The organism is Pedobacter sp. AC190 (assembly GCF_979258025.1).
The window spans coordinates 4444491-4462154 of record NZ_OZ409824.1 but is presented as its reverse complement, the minus strand read 5'-3'; the positions used below and the strand labels follow the sequence as shown (position 1 = coordinate 4462154).

The 17664-nt window shown below is 36.4% G+C and carries 12 protein-coding genes; 7 read left to right on the top strand and 5 right to left on the bottom strand.

Annotated elements, in window-relative coordinates; translation table 11 throughout:
• Position 1 precedes the first annotated feature (1 nt).
• From ACZZZI_RS19610 to ACZZZI_RS19600, 3 genes are all read left to right on the top strand, one after another.
• Positions 2 to 2269, top strand: coding sequence for a DUF5703 domain-containing protein (locus ACZZZI_RS19610; protein ID WP_463490870.1), 2268 nt, complete (start codon positions 2 to 4; stop codon positions 2267 to 2269).
• 144 nt (positions 2270 to 2413) lie between these two features.
• Entirely contained in the window at positions 2414 to 3202 is a 789-nt protein-coding gene (locus ACZZZI_RS19605; RefSeq protein ID WP_316758193.1) for an L-fucose dehydrogenase, read from the top strand.
• 125 nt (positions 3203 to 3327) lie between these two features.
• Complete coding sequence (locus ACZZZI_RS19600; RefSeq protein ID WP_316758196.1) at positions 3328 to 4347, top strand: zinc-binding alcohol dehydrogenase family protein; 1020 nt, start codon at positions 3328 to 3330, stop codon at positions 4345 to 4347.
• 100 nt (positions 4348 to 4447) lie between these two features.
• On the opposite strand, the gene ACZZZI_RS19595 is transcribed toward ACZZZI_RS19600, so the two are convergent.
• The 5 genes from ACZZZI_RS19595 to ACZZZI_RS19575 form a co-directional block, all read right to left on the bottom strand.
• Positions 4448 to 6148: a sodium:solute symporter family transporter gene (locus ACZZZI_RS19595; protein WP_316758198.1), complete on the bottom strand. Its 1701-nt coding sequence runs from the start codon at positions 6146 to 6148 to the stop codon at positions 4448 to 4450.
• 28 nt (positions 6149 to 6176) lie between these two features.
• Positions 6177 to 7667: an L-arabinose isomerase gene (gene araA / locus ACZZZI_RS19590; protein WP_463490867.1), complete on the bottom strand. Its 1491-nt coding sequence runs from the start codon at positions 7665 to 7667 to the stop codon at positions 6177 to 6179.
• A 171-nt stretch (positions 7668 to 7838) separates the two neighbouring features.
• Entirely contained in the window at positions 7839 to 8540 is a 702-nt protein-coding gene (locus ACZZZI_RS19585; RefSeq protein WP_463490865.1) for an L-ribulose-5-phosphate 4-epimerase, read from the bottom strand.
• Positions 8537 to 10237 (bottom strand): ribulokinase, encoded by a 1701-nt coding sequence (locus ACZZZI_RS19580; RefSeq protein ID WP_463490863.1) that lies wholly within the window; start codon positions 10235 to 10237, stop codon positions 8537 to 8539. The genes ACZZZI_RS19585 and ACZZZI_RS19580 overlap by 4 nt, the downstream gene beginning before the upstream one ends.
• A gap of 201 nt (positions 10238 to 10438) precedes the next feature.
• Positions 10439 to 11470, bottom strand: coding sequence for a GntR family transcriptional regulator (locus ACZZZI_RS19575; protein ID WP_316758206.1), 1032 nt, complete (start codon positions 11468 to 11470; stop codon positions 10439 to 10441).
• Positions 11471 to 11590: 120 nt separating this feature from the next.
• Here ACZZZI_RS19575 and rhaT point away from each other — a divergent pair, with 120 nt between their 5' ends.
• From rhaT to ACZZZI_RS19555, 4 genes are all read left to right on the top strand, one after another.
• Positions 11591 to 12682: an L-rhamnose/proton symporter RhaT gene (gene rhaT, locus ACZZZI_RS19570; protein ID WP_316758208.1), complete on the top strand. Its 1092-nt coding sequence runs from the start codon at positions 11591 to 11593 to the stop codon at positions 12680 to 12682.
• 27 nt (positions 12683 to 12709) lie between these two features.
• Positions 12710 to 14830, top strand: coding sequence for a bifunctional aldolase/short-chain dehydrogenase (locus tag ACZZZI_RS19565; protein ID WP_463490860.1), 2121 nt, complete (start codon positions 12710 to 12712; stop codon positions 14828 to 14830).
• A gap of 147 nt (positions 14831 to 14977) precedes the next feature.
• Entirely contained in the window at positions 14978 to 16261 is a 1284-nt protein-coding gene (locus ACZZZI_RS19560) for a sugar isomerase (RefSeq protein WP_316758212.1), read from the top strand.
• A 16-nt stretch (positions 16262 to 16277) separates the two neighbouring features.
• A complete protein-coding gene (locus ACZZZI_RS19555) occupies positions 16278 to 17663 on the top strand; it encodes an FGGY-family carbohydrate kinase (RefSeq protein ID WP_463490857.1) in 1386 nt (461 codons plus the stop codon).
• Position 17664: the final 1 nt, after the last annotated feature.

Below are 17664 nucleotides of genomic sequence, written 5' to 3'. Positions count from 1 at the left end.
TTTGAAAACTAATAACTTTGTTGTGTTCTTTTTGTCTTTATGGTTTATCACAACAACTCAAGCACAAGAAAACGTTGTGTGGACTAGCCAGAGCCAAAATTCATCTGAATCCATGCCAGTTGGTGGCGGTGATATCGGCTTAAATCTTTGGGTAGAAAAAGGAGAAGTTTATTTTTATTTATCAAAAAGCGGCACTTTTGACGAAAACAATACGCTATTGAAGTTGGGTAGGGTAAAACTAAAACTTAGCCCAAATCCGTTCGAAGGCAAAACATTTAAGCAAGAGTTGATTTTGAAAGATGGTTTTGCACAAATCAGCGCTTCAAATGGTAACTTAAATACGCTAATTAAAGTATGGGTTGATGTTTTCAATCCAGTTATTCATATCGATATCAATTCAAGTCAAAAAATTATAACTGAAGCAAGTTATGAAACCTGGCGTTTTGAAGACCGAATTACGAAAGGCAAAGAAAATAACCAGAATTCTTATAAATGGGCACCACAAGGTGTTGTGAAAACTTTAAAAGATGAAATCGCTTTTAAAAATAATGGTATTCAGTTTTACCACCAAAATAAAACAGAAACCGTTTTTGATGTGGCTGTGAAACAACAAGGTTTAGAAGACAGAAAATCAGATTTATTCAATCCTTTAAATAATCTAATTTTTGGCGGTTTAATGCAAGGCGATAATATGGTTTTGGCTGGAAACTACACAGGCATTTATCTTAATACACCATTTAAAGCATGGGCTTTAAAAAGCAAATCGCCATCACACTCACAAAACATAACGATAAGTTTAAATGCGAGAAAAGCAGCAACAGTTGCAGATTGGGAAAGAGAAACTAATCTATCAAAAAGAAATTCAAATCAAAAAGCCAGTATAAAATGGTGGAATGATTACTGGAAGAAGAGCTTTATATACATCAATTCTGATGATAAAGCTGCCGATCAATCAGCTAGAAACTATCAGTTGTTTCGCTACATGTTGGGTTGCAACGCTTTTGGTAAATATCCTACAAAGTTTAACGGTGGCTTATTTACTTACGATCCACAATTAACTGATTCGGCCTTAAAATACACACCAGATTTTAGAAACTGGGGTGGTGGAACTCATACTGCGCAAAATCAACGTTTGGTTTATTGGCCAATGCTTAAAAGTGGCGATTTCGATATGATGAAGCCCCAATTTGATTTCTATCTCGATTTACTAAAAAATGCTGAAGTTAGAACGGAAGCTGCTTGGAGCCATAAAGGTGCAAGTTTCACCGAACAGTTAGAAAACTTTGGCTTACCAAATCCTGCTGAATATGGTTGGAAACGACCTGCTGATTTTAACAAAGGCATGGAATATAATGCCTGGCTAGAATATGAGTGGGACACGGTTTTAGAATTTTGTATGATGATTTTGGAAACCGAAAGATACGACAACCGAAACATTGAAAAATATCTTCCTTTGATTGAAAGTTCACTTACTTTTTTTAAAGAGCATTATACATATTTAGCCAAGCAACGCGGTGCAAAAGCATTAGATGCAGATGGTCATTTGGTTTTATATCCAGGTTCTGGCGTTGAAACTTATAAAATGGCTTATAATTCTACATCTACAATTGCTGCCTTAAAAACGGTTTTACAAAGATTGATTGAACAACCTAATCTATCTCAAAAAAAGAAAACAGAATGGGCTGAAATGTTAAAAACCATTCCATCAATTAGCTTTAGAAATTTTGATGGCAAACCAACAATTTCACCTGCAAAATTATGGGAACGGATTAATAATACCGAAAGTCCGCAGTTGTACCCAGTTTATCCATGGGGGATTTATGGCCTTGGAAAGCCAGGACTAGATACTGCAATTAATACTTTTAAATATGATACTGATGTGCTTAAATTTAGAAGTTATGTAGGTTGGAAACAAGATAATATTTTTGCCGCTAGATTGGGTTTAACAGAAGATGCTGCAAAATTAACAACAGATAAATTAAAAGATTCAGGTAGAAGATTTCCAGCATTTTGGGGGCCAGGTTTCGATTGGACACCTGATCATAATTGGGGCGGTTCTGGAATGATTGGCTTACAGGAAATGTTAATGCAGGTTGATGGGAAGAAAATTTTTCTTTTCCCTGCATGGCCAAAAGACTGGAATGTGCATTTCAAACTGCATGCACCTTATAAAACCACGGTTGAGGGAACATTAAAAGATGGGAAATTAATAGATTTAAAAGTATTGCCAGAATCAAGAAAGGCAGATGTAATTAATATGATTAAATAAATTAACCACAGATAAAAAGGGATCTGTTGCTAATTGGTGCTCATATCTGTGATATTGAATTGAAATAAAACTCTGCAAGGTTAGCATCTTTTATCCCCTTTGGGAGCAGGAAGACGAATTGATAAAGAATAAAAATATTTTGAAATGGATTTAAATTTAAAAGAAAAGGTTGTCATAATTACTGGCGCTGCAAAAGGCATTGGTAGAAGCATTGCAGAGGTTTTTGCAAAAGAAAACGCTGTTGCAGTTATTGTAGGAAGAAAAGCCAACGATAACCAGAAAGTGGTTGATGCAATTGAGGAACAAGGTGGTAAGGCAGCTCAGTTTGTAGCAGAATTATCCAATCCTGATGATTGCAAAAAAGTAGTCGCTGAAATTATAAACCAATTCGGTAGGATTGATGGTTTGGTGAACAATGCAGGTGTAAACGACGGTGTAGGTTTAGAAAGTGGAAACTATGAAGATTTCATGGCTTCGTTGCATAAAAATGTAGTGCATTACTATTTAATGGCACATCATGCTTTGCCAGAATTAATTAAAAGTAAAGGTGCAATTGTAAACATCACTTCAAAAACAGCGGAAACAGGACAAGGAAATACTTCAGCCTATGCTGCGGCAAATGGAGGACGAAATGCTTTAACCCGCGAATGGGCAGTTGAGCTTTTAAAATATGGAATTCGTGTAAACGCAGTGGTTGTAGCCGAATGCTGGACGCCAGCTTACGAAACATGGATTGAAACTTTACCAGATGCTCAAGCCAAATTAGATGAAATAACTTCAAAAATTCCGTTGGAAAACAGAATGACTACGGCTGAAGAAATTGCAAATATGACGGTTTTTTTAATGTCTGATAAATCAAGCCATACCACAGGACAAATTATCCATGTTGATGGTGGTTATGTTCACTTAGATAGAGCTTTAGCAAACGCATAAATTAGTAAATCTTTAATCTGCTGTCGTGATGGTGAGGCAGGAAGCAATCTCCTTTTACTTAACTAAGGAGATTGCTTCATGCCTCGCAATGATCAAAAAAATCAAGCTGACAAAAACGATAAAAAATGAAAACCCTTACCTGTACAACACCTGGAACTTTTGAATACTCAGAAACTGATAAACCTGAATTGAAAAAAGACCACGCCATTATAAAAATTAAAAGAATTGGCATTTGCGGAACGGATTTACATGCCTTCGAAGGCACGCAACCTTTCTTTAATTATCCAAGAGTTTTAGGTCATGAGCTTTCTGGCGAATTAGTTGAAGCCGATGGTGCTGATGGTTTTTCAATAGGAGAGGCTGTAACATTCATTCCATATTTTAATTGTGGCGAATGTATTGCCTGCCGAATGAATAAACCCAATTGTTGCGTAAAAATGCAAGTTTGCGGCGTACATGTCGATGGCGGAATGCGTGAGTATTTGCAAGTTCCATCTAGAACACTTTTGCATGGCGAAGGTTTAAGTTACGATGAATTAGCTTTAGTAGAACCTTTAGCTATCGGCGCTCATGGTGTTCGCAGAGCTGATATTCAGCCAGGTGAGTTTGTATTAATAATAGGTGCTGGTCCGATTGGTTTAGGCACAATGGAATTCGCAAGAATTGCTGGTGGACACGTAATTGCCTTAGATATTAACGACGACCGTTTAGCTTTCTGTAAAGAAAAATTAGGCGTAGCGCATATCATAAATGCTTTATCTACAGATGTTACCGAGCAATTAAGTGAAATTACAAATGGCGATATGCCAACAGTTGTAATCGATGCAACTGGAAATCAAAAAGCAATAAACAATGCCATTAACTACATGGCTCATGGCGCAAGATTTGTATTGATTGGCCTTCAAAAAGGTGATTTAATATTTAATCATCCAGAGTTTCACAAAAGAGAATCGACTTTAATGAGCAGTAGAAATGCCAATATCGAAGATTTCGAGCATGTAATTAAATCAATGAAAGCTGGTTTAGTAAAACCTACAACTTACATTACCCACAAGGTAGATTTTGATAAAGTGAAAGATAACTTCGAAAGCTGGTTAGATCCGAAAAATGGTGTAATTAAAGCGATGGTTAAGATGGAGGATTAGTTTTTTTCTTTTTGCTAGATTTATTTTAGCATCTTTTGGGATATATAAAAAAGGGCAATTTCTGACGAAGAAATTGCCCTTTTTTTATTTTAATCACAAGCTACCAAAACTTAACATAAATGAGTGTAATTAAGAGTAAGGTTACAACAATCAACACAAGTGTAGATGGCGCAACTTTAAACATCGATTTATCTAATTCGAATGCTTTAGGATTTACTTTAGGACCTAATAAACTTAATCCAACCATTACAATCATGGTAAATAAGAACGATAAGCCCATACAGATTAAGAATGGAATTTCATAAATACCATCTTTGTTTAGATAAGCCGTGTATAAAAAGTTTTCGTGACCGAACCATATCGGTGCATAATTATTGAAAACTACTGAAAGCAAGAATCCAGTGACTAAGCCTGCAATTGCTGCGGTACCTGTAGTACGCTTCCAAAACATCCCTAAAAGAAACATTGCAAATACACCAGGGCTAATAAAGCCTGTATATTTTTGGATAAAGGTAAATCCACCTTCGCCACCTATACCTAATAAATCATCCCAGGTTAAAATTACCGACATTACAATTGCCACTAAAATGCTTAACCGACCAATAACAACTAACTTTTTCTCGTCTGCATTTTTATTGATGTATTTTTTATAAATGTCTAATGTCCAAATTGTAGAAATACTATTTGCTTTACCAGCTAAAGAGGCAACAATGGCTGCTGTTAAAGCTGCTAATGATAAACCTTTTAATCCGTTAGGTAAAAAAGTTAATACCGCAGAGTATGCATTATCTGCGATTACTTTACCATCTGGGGCCATTTCATGCTGCAATGCACCATTTCTGTGTAAAACATAAGCTGCAATACCAGGTAACATTACAATAATTGGCATACCTAATTTTAAAAATCCTGCAAATAAAATACCTGTTCTGGCTGTTTTTAAATCCGCACCCAACGCTCTTTGTGTAATGTATTGGTTGCAACCCCAATAGTTTAAATTCACAATCCATTGACCAGCAAAATACATGGCAATACCAGGAAGCGCTAAATATTTATTTACATATTCTTGCGATGAGTTTGCTGTTGGTTTGTCTAAAATCATTTTAAAATGATCTGGAGAATCTTTCATCAGCATTTTAAAACCTGCAATAGCATCTTTACCTAAACCAAAGTGATCACTTACCATAGTTAAGGCAATGTAAGTGGTAACCAAACCGCCAGCAATTAAAACAATAACCTGAATTACATCTGTAAAACCAATTACCTTCATTCCGCCAAGCGTAATAATTAAAGAGAATGCAGCCAAACCGATAACTATATATTTAAAATATGCAGGGTCTATCATGCTGCTAATGGCAATCGAACCTAAGTATAAAATCGAGGTAAGGTTTACAAAAATGTACAGGAATAACCAGAAAATGGCCATAATTAAACTCACGGTTTCGTTATACCTCGTTTGCAAAAATTGAGGCATTGTAAAGATTTTATTCTTCAGATAAACTGGAATAAACCAAACTGCAACAATAATTAATGCAATTGCGGCAACCCATTCGTAAGCTGCAACCGCCATACCCACCTGAAAACCCTGACCACTCATGCCAATAAATTGTTCGGCAGAAATGTTCGACGCAATAAGTGAGGCACCAATGGCCCACCACGTTAAAGAGCCTTCGGCAAGAAAGAAGTCGTGACTTCCCGATGTACCTTTATTTTTCTTTTTACTGTATATCCAAAATCCATAACTGGAGATTAGGATAAAGTAAAAGATAAAAACGGCGTAATCAACCGTCGAAAAATTATTCATAATTTGGTTTTAATTTGGTTATAGTTAATTATTTATAGAAAACTTCGTTCCATTGAAGCTCATTTCTAAATTGGTTTATTTTGGTTTCAGCGCCAATATTAATGTACTCAATACCTGCAATATTTGCGAAATCAGATAAGTGCTCAGTTGTTAAATTTTGGCTATAAGCTGTGTGATGCGCGCCACCAGCATAAATCCAGGCTGCACAACCAGTTTTCATATCAGGAAGTGGTTTCCAAAGTACACGAGCTACAGGTAAGTTTGGTAAATCATTTTCGGCTTCAACAGCTTTAACTTCGTTCACCAATAAACGGAAACGATTGCCCATATCAATTAGTGACGCATTTAAAGCATCGCCGCCAGCAACATTAAAAACTAAACGAGCTGGATCTGCCTTGCCACCAATACCTAAAGGATGAACTTCTAAACTTGCTTTACCTTTTGCTAACGAAGCATCAACTTCTAACATATGCGAACCTAAAACCATTGAGTTTGCAGGATCGAAATGGTAAGTGTAATCTTCCATAAAAGCATTTCCACCTGCTAAGCCAGCGCCCATAACTTTACAAGCACGAACTAAAGCTGCAGTTTTCCAATCGCCTTCACCAGCGAAACCATAACCATCGGCCATTAAACGTTGCGCAGCAATTCCTGGTAACTGAATCATTCCATGTAAATCTTCAAAAGTATCCGAGAAACCCTTAAAATTCCCATCTTTTAAAAATTTCCTTAAACCTAACTCAATTTTAGCGGCATCATAAACTGAAGAATGTCTTGCACCACCAGGTTTCAAATCATCAGCCATATTATAAGTCGCTTCGTATTCTTGTACCAAAGCTTTGATATCATCTTCACTTACCGCATTAATTACAGCAACTAAATCGCCAATACCATAAGTATTTACCGAGAAACCAAACTTCATTTCAGCCTCAACCTTATCGCCATCCGTTACCGCAACATAACGCATATTATCACCAAAACGGGCAAATTTTGCGCCTTGCCAATCATGCCATCCAGCAGCAGCCCTGCACCAGGTATCAATTTGCGAAGCAACTTCTTCATCTTCCCAATGGCCAACAACAACTTTTCTATCTTTTCGCATCCGCGTAACCATAAAACCAAATTCTCTATCGCCATGCGCACTTTGGTTTAAGTTCATAAAATCCATATCAATGGTATTCCAAGGAATATCGCGATTGAATTGAGTATGTAAATGAAGCAATGGCTTTTGTAAAACATTTAAACCTCTAATCCACATTTTAGCAGGCGAGAAAGTGTGCATCCAGGTTACAACCCCAATACAATTTTCATCGGTATTAGCGCTTTGTAGGGTTTCAAAAATCTCATCGGTATTTTTAACAATTGGTTTGAAAACCACCGAAACTGAAATTTTTTGGTTGTTATTTAACGATTTTGCAACTTGCTCTGCATGAATCGCAACTTGTTTTAAAGTTTCTTCACCATACAAATCCTGCGTACCCGTAATAAACCAAACCTGTAATTTTTTTAAATCAATCATTGCTCTTATATTTTTAGTTATAATCTTTATATTTTATTTGAAAAGCAAGCTTCGGCTTTCTATCGGTTCCGATAGTCCTGCTTTTCGTTTTATTCGGCTAATAAAAAATTAGCCTTCATGCTCACTTCAATCAGGTTTATTTAACCTAAAATGGTGCTAAAAACTTCTAATCTACTTCTGCCCGTAATAAGCATCCGAGCCATGTTTGCGCTCGTAATGTTTCTTTATTAAAGAGTCCTTTAACTTCGGTGCATTCGCATTAATTTGTTCGGTAAGTATGGCCATTTGCGCAACTGCTTCTAAAACAGCACTATTGTAAACAGCTTTGTCTGCTGTTTTTCCCCAGGTAAAAGGAGCGTGGTTGCCAACTAAAATCATTTCCACTTCTTTATAGCTTAAACCAAGGCTCTCAAAATGATTCATAATCTGGAAACCAGTTTCATATTCATAATTTCCTTTAATCATTTCATCATCCATTGGCGGCGCACAAGGAATATCTACCGTTAAATGGTCGCCATGCGTGGTGCCAAAAATTGGAATGGCTCTTTGTGCCTGGGCCCAAGCCGTTCCATAAGTAGAATGTGTATGTACAATACCGCCGATGTTTTCCCAGTTTTTGTAAAGCACAGCGTGGGTTTTGGTATCAGATGATGGACGCAAGTTTCCTTCAACAGTATTGCCATCGAAATCCACAATCACCATGCTATCAACTGTTAATTCATCATAAGGAACTCCGCTTGGTTTAATTGCAAAAACACCGTTTTCTCTATCTGCAGCACTTACATTTCCAAAAGTAAAAAGCACTAAACCTAACTTTGGCAATTGCATATTAGCAGCATAAGCCTGCTCTTTTATATCCTGATAGTTGCTCATGATAAATATGGTTTTACATCTTTTTTATTAAACTTTTCTAAATATCTACCCAAGCTTAAATATTGCTGATAGTGCTGACGATAAAGTTTTTGTTTTTTAATATTAGGATGATATTCTTTTTCGAAACCGGTTCCCATCGCTTTCATTGCCGTTTCAACATCTGGATAAATACCTGCAACAACAGCCGCAAACATGGCAGCACCTAAAGCACAAGTGTGCTCAAAACGGTGTATGCGGATTGGCATTTCCAAAACATCGGCCATCATTTGCATAATGTATGGCGATTTTTTAGCCACACCTCCAATACCAATAATACCTTTAACAGGTACGCCTTGTTCCTTAAACCGATCTACAATTGCTTTAGCACCAAAGCAAGTTGCAGCGGCTAACGCCCTGAAAAATCTTGGAGCATCGGTACCTAAGCCCAAACCAGTAATGGCACCTTTTAGCTCTTGGTTTGCATCGGGTGTTCTTCTACCATTTAACCAATCAACAGCCAGTTCCGAGTAATCATCATCGGGTAATTCTGAAGCTTGCTTAGCTAAATTTGCAAGTATTTTGTGTTCAAGTTCTTCTCTTAAAGCATTAGCGGTATGCTCATCAATTATGGTCGATTCTGATAAGAGATTATTGATTGGCCAGCTGATCAGACTTTTAAACCAGGCATAAACATCACCAAACGCAGACTGGCCAGCTTCTAAACCAGCCATATCTGGAATAACAGAACCATCAACTTGCCCGCAAATACCGTTAATTAATTTACCTTCCAGGTCTTTATTAGGAGCAACTAAAATATCGCAAGTACTCGTGCCCATTACTTTACTTAAATAATAGGGTTCTATCTCGCCGCCAACAGCGCCCATGTGTGCATCGAAAGCGCCAACACCAATAACTACGTCGGTATTAAGGCCAAGCTTTTCGGCCCATTCGGCGCTTAAGTTTCCTGCAGAAACATCAGATGTATAAGTATCTCTGAATAATAAATCTCTATATCCTTTCAACAATGGATCTAAGGTTTTAAAGAATTCTTCAGGAGGCAATCCGTCAAATTCTTCTGCCCATAAAGCTTTATGTCCAGCTGCACAACGACTGCGTTTCATTTCTTTAACATCCGTTTTACCAGAAAGTAAAAAGGGAATCCAATCGCAATGTTCTACCCACGAAACTGTATTTTTTCTAACTTGAGTATCAACCCTTAGTATGTGAAGCAATTTCGACCAAAACCATTCAGATGAATATATTCCACCCACATACTTCAGGTAATTTACTTCAAATTTTTCGGCGTGTTTATTAATTTCTGCGGCTTCCTGAACAGCTGTGTGATCTTTCCATAACACAAACATTGCATTCGGATTTTCAGCGAAATCGGGCTTTAATGCAAGTGGTGTTCCTGTTTCATCAACTGCAACAGGGCTAGAACCCGTGGTATCAACAGAAATTCCTTTTATAAATGGAACGATAGCCTCACCGCCAGCTTTTGCAATACAATCTTTAATTGTATGGGTTAAACCTTCTACATAATCTAAAGGATGTTGCCTGAATTGGTTAAGGGAAGGTTTACAATATAAACCTTTTTGCCATCGAGGATAAAGGAATACAGAAGCTGAAATTTCTTTTCCGTTTGCGGTATCTACCAGAACGGAGCGGACAGAATCCGTCCCGTAATCTACACCGATTACATAGTTTGCTGTGCTCATAACTAACAATAAATAAATGTCTAATTAACGTTTATTTATTTGAATTAAAAAATATTTTAACGTGTTTTTGACGTTTATAATTTTTAACAATGATTTTGGGCGATGTTTGAAGGTGTTTTTTGCAGATTAAAAAGATAGGGAACGCAGATTTTCGCAGATAAGAAAGAAAATCATTTTAAAACTGCTGGAAATTATGAGAAACTAAAGCGACTTCCTCAAATTCAAGTAAAATGGAACGTGAATTTTTTCTGTGATGTTGTTTAAAATACAATTTGCAGCTTGCGTTCCAAGCATTGCAAAATCTGTAGAGATAGTGGTTATCCCATCAAGAATTATTCTTTTTAAAGGTATTTCGTTATATGATATTACACCAACATCCTTACCAACTTCCAACTCCAGCGAGATGATTTTCTCAATAAGTGTAACTAAATCATCTTCCATTAAACTGATATAAACTTCACCATTATTAATTTCTTCATCAATAATTTTATCTACTACTTGATGATTAAAGGCATATTGTTGACAAAATTTATAAAATCCGTCTAATATTTCTTTAGGAAAATAACTGCTTTTCGGGAAGATAATTTTTAATGTATCGTATTTAGAAAGCGGGACAAGTGCTTGTTCTAAGGCATTGTAAATGTCTAATGCGAAATTTTCGTAAACAGCTGCATAATCTCCAGAAATCCCGGGAAGTAATTTGTCTAAAATAACCAGTTTTTCTCTTGGTATTGCATTGATTAGATCCTGTGCTTTTTCGTCGCCCTCGTTAAAATGAGGAATGATAACATAGTGGGTATAGTCGTCTTTCTTATTATTTAATAAACTTCTGAAAAGTGAAAAGTCGTTATTATAAACATATAAATCTATCGCGGCTTGCTCGCCAATTGCTTTTGTAAACGAATCATAAATGATTTTTTTATGGGTACTGAGCTTATTAAAAAGCAAACAGATTTTTAATTTTCTCGAAAAATCGGTGTTGATTACAAAATAGCCTTTGCCTGGAATGGATTCGATAACACCCAACTTGCGCAATCTCCGATATCCTTTTTCAGCTGTATCTCTTGATATTTCTAAAACAAAACTGAGTTCATTTATTGAAGGGAGCAAATTTCCTTTCTCAATTTTTCCAGTTTCAATAGCATACAAAATTGCATTTACCAGCTGCTTATACTTTGGGGTTGCAGAATATTCGTCAATAAGGATATGGCTAATTAAACTATCAGACTTCACGGTTCAGGAATTAAATTTCTCAAATATAATAAAACACATTTCTTATGCAGCATGACAGTACATAACAGTTAAGTTTGAATCAATCGATACTTTCGAAAACCAAATATAAAACCAATTATAATGCAAGCAATTTTAGGCGTAATCTTTCATTTCATCGGCGGTTTTGCCTCCGGTAGTTTCTACATTCCGTATAAAAAAGTTAAAGGCTGGGCCTGGGAAAGCTATTGGATTGTTGGTGGCGTATTCTCGTGGTTAATTGTTCCCCCTTTAGCTGCATTTTTAACCATTCCGAACTTTACAGATATAATAGCCAGTACAAACGGCAAAATTTTATTATTAACTTATTTCTTCGGGATACTGTGGGGAATAGGTGGTTTAACCTATGGCTTAGGTGTTCGTTACCTTGGTGTATCCCTTGGAAGCAGTATTATCTTAGGATTATGCATGGTGTTAGGTTCTATTTTACCATCAATTTACTTCGATTTCTTTCCTCAAGCTGGTAAAGATACTTTCACTATGTTCTTGCAAACAGATTGGGGAAGAATGGTTATGCTCGGACTTATTGTTTGCGTATTGGGTATCATAATCTGTGGAAAAGCAGGGATGATGAAAGAAAAAGAAATTAAAGCTGACGTTACTGATCCACATGGAATGGAAGTGAAAACCGAGTTTAAATTTGGTTTAGGCTTATTCGTTGGAATCGTATCAGGTGTTTTAAGTGCTTGTTTTAATTTCGGTATTGAGGCGGGTAAACCAATGGCCGATGCTGCAAATGCAATCTGGAAGGCTGCTAATCCTTCGGAAACTGGAAATTTTCTTTTTCAGAATAATGTAACTTATGTTGTTGTTCTTTGGGGTGGTTTATCTACTAATTTTATTTGGTGTATGATTCTTAACGCCCGTAATAAAACCTTCGGCGATTATACAAAATCGAGCACGCCACTCCTAAAAAATTACATCTTTTCGGCACTTGCTGGTACAACCTGGTTTTTACAGTTTTTCTTTTACGGCATGGGCGAAAGTAAAATGGGTAATGGCGCCAGTTCTTGGATTTTGCACATGGCATTCATCATTTTAATTGCAAACGTATGGGGTTTAATTTTAAAAGAGTGGAAAGGCGTGTCGAAAAAAACTATGTACACCGTTTTTGCGGGCATTTTAACCATTATCGTATCTGTACTTATTGTTGGGTACGGCAATTCAATTAAATAATTTTAAAAAAGTAAAATATTAATATACATGTCTGTTAAAGAAACAAATTATAAGTACGTAAGTTACTTATGGGATGAAGAAGAGGCCGCAAAATTAGCTGGCGATGAAGTTGCATTGTTAATTTATCGCTCCAATTTATTAGGTGCCGATTTACGATTAACCAATTACGGCGGAGGTAATACCTCATGTAAATTATTAGAAAAAGATCCGCTTACAGGTTCAGAAACCGAAGTAATGTGGGTTAAAGGTTCGGGGGGCGATTTAGGTACTTTAAAGAAAAGTGGGTTAGCTGCACTTTATGTAGATCGTCTTCGTAGTTTAAAAAACATTTATAGAGGTGTTGAGCATGAAGATGAAATGGTTGAATTATTTAATCACTGTATTTTCGATTTAAGTTCAAAAGCACCTTCAATTGATACACCGTTACACGGATTTTTACCATTTGCACATATCGACCACTTGCACCCTGATGCAGCTATTGCAATTGCAGCAGCAAAAGACGGAAAGAAAATTACGCAAGAGTTGTTTGGTGGTACAATTGGTTGGGTAGAATGGAAGAAACCTGGTTTTGAATTAGGTTTAACGCTAAAGAAATGTTTAGATGAAAATCCAGGCATTCGTGGTATTATGTTAGGTTCGCATGGTTTATTTACCTGGGGAAATACAGCCTACGAAAGTTATGTAAATACTTTAGATGTTATTGAGATTTGCTCGGCTTATCTGGAAGAAAACTATGGTAAAAAAGGTTTGGTTTTTGGCGGACAAAAAATAGAAAGTGCTGAAGCTGATAAACGTAAAAAACAAGCGGCTACTTTAGCACCTGTTTTACGTGGTTTATGTTCTTCAAAACAGCATATGATTGGTCATTTTACTGATGATAGCCGTGTTTTAGAATTCATAAATTCAAATGATTTATCTCGTTTGGCTCCAATGGGCACCAGCTGTCCTGATCATTTCTTAAGAACTAAGATTAGTCCATTAGTTTTAACTTTAGCTGCTGATGCAGATTTATCTGATAATCAATCGTTAAAAGAAACTTTGGAGCCTGCGTTTGAGGCTTACCGTAAAATGTATACAGACTATTACGAAACCTGTAAACATTCCAATAGTCCAGCAATTCGCGATACCAATCCTGTTGTAATTTTGTATCCAGGTATTGGTATGTTTACTTTCTCAAAGGATAAACAAACAGCCAGAGTTGCAGCAGAATTCTACATAAACGCAATTAATGTAATGAAAGGTGCAGAAGCTGTTTCTGAATATACTTCATTACCGCATCAAGAGGCTTTTAATATCGAATATTGGTTGCTCGAAGAAGCTAAACTTCAGCGTATGCCAAAACCAAAACCTTTAACTGGTAAAATTGCCTTAATTACTGGCAGTGCTGGTGGAATTGGAAAAGCAATTGCTAAAAAGTTTGTTGCAGAAGGTGGCGTTGTGATTTTAAACGACATGAATGCAGAACGCTTAGAAGCGGCTGGAGAAGAGTTTAAAGCTCAATTTGGTAAAGATTCTTACGCTACAGCAATTTTAAATGTAACCAGTCAGGAAGATATTAATGCAGCTTTTGATGCTGCCGCCTTAGCTTTTGGGGGCATTGATATTGTTGTAAATAATGCTGGCTTATCAATTTCTAAAACCATTGGCGATCATACCGAAAAAGATTGGGATTTATTATACGATGTTTTGGTAAAAGGTCAGTTTTTTATCTCTCAGGCTGCAACAAATACGATGCAAAAGCAAAGTATTGGTGGCGATATTATTAATATTGTAAGTAAGAACGCATTAGTAAGCGGGCCTAATAATGCAGGTTACGGAAGTGCAAAAGCAGCTCAACTGCATTTAAGTAGATTAAATGCTGCAGAATTAGGCGCAGATAATATTCGTGTTAATGTTGTAAATCCAGATGCCGTCATTAGCGATAGTAACATCTGGGCTGGCGGATGGGCAGAAGGTAGAGCCAAAGCTTATGGAGTTACCGTTGCAGAATTACCTGCTTATTATGCAAAGCGTACTTTGTTAAATCAAATTATTTTACCTGATGATATTGCAAATGCATGTTTCGCTTTTGTTGGCGGTTTGCTTCAAAAATCGACAGGAAACGTTTTAAACGTTGATGGCGGTGTAGCCATGGCATTTGTACGATAATAAAGTTAGTTTTAGTAAGTTGTTTCACTGGCCCGTGGCTCATTGCGGGCCGAAATAACTTTTAAAGTGAAATATTTTCGAAACAAAAAAGAATAAATTACCTAACCACGGCTTGTATTTTACGAGTTGTATTAACCAAATATTGCGATGAATATCGAACAGAACCAATTAGAAAAACATAACGATTCCCTTATAAGTTCGCATCAGCGTAAGCTTAATTTTTTAAAAGAAGAGTGGTCGCATGTTGATTTAGAAAGCATAATTCAAAAACTTGTCGATTTTCAAATCGCGATACCAAGCTGGGCTTTAGGTACTGGAGGAACACGTTTTGGACGCTTCGCCATTACTGGTGGCGAGCCGCGCACCATAGAAGAAAAAATTGAGGATGTAGGTTTACTTCATGCTTTAAACGGTGCAAGTGGCGCAATTTCTTTACATATTCCATGGGATATACCTCAAAATGCCGATGCTTTAAAAAGTTTAGCTTCAGGTTATGGTTTAACCTTCGATGCCATGAACTCCAACACTTTTCAGGATCAGGCGGGTTCGGCACACAGCTATAAATTTGGCTCCCTTCAAAATGTAAATAAAGCAGTTCGTAAACAAGCAATTGAACACAATATCGAAGTAATAAAACAAGGTGTAGCTTTAGGGTCAAATGCTTTAACGGTTTGGTTAGCAGATGGTTCTTGTTTTCCAGGACAATTAAATTTTCGCAAGGCTTTTGAAAATACTTTAGAAAGTTTACAGGAAATTTATTCGGCTTTGCCAGAAGACTGGAAAATGTTTGTCGAGTATAAAGCTTTCGAACCAAACTTCTATTCTACAACTGTTGGCGATTGGGGACAATCGTTACTTTATGCAAATAAATTGGGTAAAAAAGCTTACACGCTGGTAGATTTAGGTCACCATTTACCAAATGCAAATATCGAGCAGATCGTATCGTTACTTTTAATGGAAGGTAAACTGGGTGGTTTCCATTTCAACGATTCTAAATACGGAGATGATGATTTAACTGCTGGAAGTATTAAGCCTTATCAATTGTTCTTAATTTTTAACGAACTTGTGGAGGGAATGGATGCAAAAGGAATGAATCATGCAAAAGATTTAGGCTGGATGATCGATGCTTCTCATAATGTGAAAGATCCGTTAGAAGATTTATTACAATCGGTAGAAGCGATTATGATTGCTTATGCACAGGCATTATTGGTTGATAGAAAAGCTTTAAATGCTGCTCAGGATAATAACGATGTTGCTGCTGCACAAGAAATTCTTCAAAATACTTTCCGTAGCGATTTGAGAGCGTTGGTTGCCGAAGCTAGATTAAGAACTGGAGCAGCATTATCGCCAATTAGTTTATATCGTGATTTAGATTGCAGAAAAAATTTAGTTAACACAAGAGGTTTAAATACAATTGCAACAGGATTATAATTTAGGAGAAATAAAGATGCCCAAAGCTGTTGTAGCTATATTTGATGTAGGAAAAACAAACAAAAAATTGTTTTTAATCGATGAAAATTACAACATCGTTTACGAGCGTTCGGCCCGTTTTGTAGAAACAAAAGATGAGGATGGAGAAGTTTGCGAGAATTTGGAAAGTCTTCGCTCTTCGGTTTTCGATTCTTTAAATCAGGTTTTACAACTTAAAGAATACGATATTAAGGCGATTAATTTTTCTACTTACGGCGCTAGTTTTGTTTATCTTGATGAAAAAGGCGAACCACTTACGCCGCTTTATAATTATTTAAAGGAGTATCCCGAAGAATTAAAAAAAGAGTTTTATTCTACTTATGGTGGTGAAGAAAAAATTTCGTTAGAAACAGCATCGCCAATTTTAGGTAGTCTGAATTCAGGAATGCAGCTTTATCGTTTAAAAAAGGAAAAACCTGAAATTTTTGATAAGGTAAAGTATGCCCTTCATTTGCCACAATATCTAAGTTATCTGATTACAGGTAAAGGTATGAGCGATATTACCAGTATTGGTTGCCATACGCAGCTATGGGATTTTGGTAAAAACGAGTACCATAAATGGGTATCTGCTGAAGGACTCATTGAAAAATTCGGAGAATTTACACCCGCTGATTCTAGTGTTAAAGCAACTTTTGAAGGTAAAGAATTTAATGTTGGTGTAGGTTTACACGATAGTTCTGCAGCTTTAATACCATATCTTGCAAATTTTACAACACCATTTGTTCTGCTTTCTACCGGAACTTGGTGCATTAGTTTAAATCCTTTTAATCAAGATGTTTTAACAGAAAAAGAACTTAAGCAAGATTGCCTTTGTTATATGCATTTTAAAGGAAAAGGAGTTAAAGCCTCAAGGATTTTTGCAGGTTACGAGCATGAGGTTCAATTGAAAAGAATTGCAGAGCATTTTGATCGGGCAGCTTATTTATTTAAGCACTTAAAGTTTAACGCTGGTTTAGTTTTAAATCTCGCAAATAAAATCCCTGAAAATGCGGTAATCAAGACTGAATTTTCGGCTAATTCTGCATTTCCAGATCGAGATTTAAATCTTTTTAAAACTGCCGAAGAAGCTTATCATCAATTAATTTTAGATTTAGTAAAGCAACAGGTTTACTCTTTAAAACTAATTCTAAATCAAGGTGTAAAAAGAATTTTTGTAGATGGTGGATTTGGAAGAAATGCAATTTACATGCATCTGTTGGCAACCGCAATCCCAGATATAGAAGTTTACGCTTCTTCGGTATCGCAAGCTACCTCAATAGGTACTGCTTTAGCCATTCACGATGCCTGGAATGAAAACCCTGCACCGAGTGATATTATTCAATTAAAATACTACTCCGCTTTGCAGCGAAGTATTGAAGCCTAAA